Source organism: Colwellia sp. F1, assembly GCF_056238625.1.
In genome coordinates, this window is record NZ_JBWDLI010000067.1 from 1 (window position 1) to 2,881 (window position 2,881).

Annotated in this window: 5 protein-coding genes; all 5 read right to left on the reverse strand. The window is 41.4% G+C overall.

Going from position 1 to position 2,881, the window contains the following annotated elements:
* A partial coding sequence (locus AC0UA9_RS17215; protein ID WP_475661941.1) for a hypothetical protein occupies window positions 1–342 on the reverse strand: 342 nt, incomplete at its 3' end.
* Between the two features lie 5 nt (window positions 343–347).
* Window positions 348–578, reverse strand: coding sequence for a lipid II-degrading bacteriocin (locus AC0UA9_RS17220; protein WP_475661952.1), 231 nt, complete (start codon window positions 576–578; stop codon window positions 348–350).
* A gap of 30 nt (window positions 579–608) precedes the next feature.
* Complete coding sequence (locus AC0UA9_RS17225; protein WP_475661944.1) at window positions 609–1,349, reverse strand: hypothetical protein; 741 nt, start codon at window positions 1,347–1,349, stop codon at window positions 609–611.
* A 569-nt stretch (window positions 1,350–1,918) separates the two neighbouring features.
* Window positions 1,919–2,539, reverse strand: a complete 621-nt coding sequence (locus AC0UA9_RS17230) for a hypothetical protein (protein ID WP_475661948.1) — start codon at window positions 2,537–2,539, stop codon at window positions 1,919–1,921.
* Between the two features lie 84 nt (window positions 2,540–2,623).
* Complete coding sequence (locus AC0UA9_RS17235) at window positions 2,624–2,845, reverse strand: hypothetical protein (protein WP_475661950.1); 222 nt, start codon at window positions 2,843–2,845, stop codon at window positions 2,624–2,626.
* Window positions 2,846–2,881: the final 36 nt, after the last annotated feature.

A 2,881-nucleotide genomic window follows, 5' to 3' on the forward strand; every position in this document is an offset into this window, starting at 1 on the left:
ATCAACACCTCCGTCACATGTAATTTCAGCTCTATAATACCCTGAGTCTGTCTCAAAAACTTGTAAGACAAAATCTCCTGAGGGCCCATCAAGATATTCGTAATTTCCTTGCATACGGAATCCACTCATTGTGAAAACCTGTGGAAAATCATCATGAAAACCTTTAATAATACTTTTAATTTCCTCATGTGAAAGATTATTGCAATCCGTTCCGGTACTGCTATATTTCATATACAAAGCATAAGAAAAAATCAACAACCCTAAATCGAGCACTATTAACATAAAAAAATATAATAAATATCTTAAATATCTCATAACAACCTCAAACACATCTCTTGTCATTCAAACTATAGCTTCTCCTCAAAACTTAAAGGGACTTTTCCATAAGTATCAATTTTATAATCATCATGACCGAAGACATCGCCTATTTCTCGAAGCACATCAGTTGCTGCTTCGCGGAAAGGATCACCAGCACCTTTATTTGCATCATAAAGACCGCTGTAAACAACAGCTTCACCTGTAAAAATATAACTATTATCTTGACGGATAGTCAGCACGCCTTCTACATTCCCAACAATTTTACCTAACGCAAAGGCTTGTGGAAGATCTCAAAGGTCTGAAAAAATATTATATTGGTAACGACCATTTATATTATACTCACCGGGTCCAGGGTTATATTTTAAAATGTCACGGATGGGCTTGAAAGAGTTTTCATCCCAATGCAGCCGAAGTGCCACAGCTGGTATTCTACGTGCTTTCCCGCCACCCCAGATCCAATATACTAGAGCCACAATATCCATCAAAGCAAAGATCAAAAAATCATTTTGAGATTCACCATTATAAATCCCCTTGATTTCTGTGTGCATGGCCGCGCCATAATCAAGTGCCAGTGTATACTGACTCAAACCGATATCTCTTGTACCAGTTTCAGTATCAAAATATCCTTTTGTATTAAATATCAAACCTCTTTCATTATATGTATATACATTTCGTAAAAAATTCCGAAGATCTGTTGCATTAAGACTCCCTAGAGATGTATATAAACTTTCATAGAATTCTTTCAATCTTCCCTGGGAAAGCAGTTCAATCTGTGCTTCTCCATTTGGATAGAAACCTTTACCTTTTGCTAAATTAGATTTGTTATTATGGCCAGCATTATAAAAATCCCAACTAATACCCTCGCTATCAAACGGATCAATCTCAAAAGGATTTCTAGGTGTGCCGACACCACCGTTAACTGGCGGCTTGTATGGTTCAATTGGTGTAACAACTAAAGTTCCATCGTCTTTCCAATGACCATCTGTCGGAATACCATCATCAAACTGATCATAGAAGTTGTATTTAGCCATATGAAAATCCTTTTCAATCGAATTAAATTAGGTAAAGAAAATACACGATGCCATCTTCGACAATGACAATCAATTATAAATGCATCTATTTTTCATATGAAAAATATTGCTAACAGTATTGCTGCGCTCCTCAGCAAGCTTTGTGATGATTGGACATACCCCAAGTACCACATAAGAAAATGGCAAAGTGCTAGGTACCAGCTTTGCTGACACCTACCTGGCAATCGCAAACACCAAAGATCGAGGGGAATCAAAAAGGCAAAAGTCAGATATACCCTTGCTAAGCGAAAGAGACCTAGTCCTAGATACCGACAATGATATGGTCGAGTACTCGCACCTCAATCAAGCTCAAAGCACCTTTCAGCACACCTGTAAGCATCGTTTGGCGCGGCTTCACCACTGGGTAGTTGTATTGTAAACAAGTAGTCCATATGCAAGAGTCATTGACTTCACCTGTATTGAATCCATAAGGAAATGCCCCCTATCTGACGATAGGGGGCATTCGGTTATAATTAGTGCTTATTACGTAGAGGTTTATATAACCACCCGATGCTTGGGCAGTTGAGAGTTCAGTCTGCGTCGACACCAGACATATGCCGGTGGGAAAAGCTAAGTCTTTCTGCCAGTTCTTTAGCTTGACGATGCAGTTTTTTAGAGGATTCGAAGTTGTCCCAACGAGACTCTTCTCTCGCCTCGCGATGTTGCCGATTAACTTCAGCTTCCACCGCTTTAAACTGCTCACGAGGAATAATGTAGTCATTCCTCTCTGAAGCCCATCCCCAAGAACCTGTCCATGATCCTGGAGATCTCTGAACTCTATACTCATACAAGTCCAGAACCTCACCTCGGTAATTCTCAAGCCGAAAACTAGACGGTGTGAATCGTCCCTCACATTCAGGCATTTCAGCATTAGCCAAGTATTCCTGGAACTCAGCAAGAGCAAGCTCTTGCAGCTGCGATATCGACATACCACTATATCGAGGAATGTTGATGCCTAGCTGCTGATCGACATGAAAGAATATTCCAGGGCGATCATCATACATTTCACGACTTTCGGAGCCTTTAATTACAACTTGCACTCCGGCCGTTTCTGCATAGGTCGTTCCAAACATATCATCCAATATAGATGCGCATGCTTGAATTAAATCAGCTTTTAGCTCTTCGAGAAATTTCGAATCGGTAGTGTTCATGAAAACATCTCCAGCAAGTTCAAAATAACTGGAGAGCACCCCCAACAGGGAGAGGCTCCCCGGTTGGGTGGGTTAGAATTCAGTTCAATTCACTGGTGAGTCGAAGGCTCCTGCCGCAGCATAGCCCTGAGCGGGTATAGTCTGTTGAGCCTGAATAGCCTGACCCTCACTAACTAATGCCGGATCTGAATAATTCGGCAGTTGTTGCGCGGAATCTTGCTGTGGCGTTGTATCTCGCTGGTCAGCATCGCGGCTTGGTGCTTGATGCACTATGTCTCCGTCGATTTTTATCCAGCTTACGAACAAACGCCTCGCTTTCAGACTGACGCCTGTCTGTCCGGC

What these genes read in the sequence shown, in the direction of transcription:
- AC0UA9_RS17225 (WP_475661944.1), bottom strand. Translation starts at nt 1,349, where the DNA reads ATGGCTAAATACAACTTCTATGATCAGTTTGATGATGGTATTCCGACA.
- AC0UA9_RS17230 (WP_475661948.1), bottom strand. Translation starts at nt 2,539, where the DNA reads ATGAACACTACCGATTCGAAATTTCTCGAAGAGCTAAAAGCTGATTTA.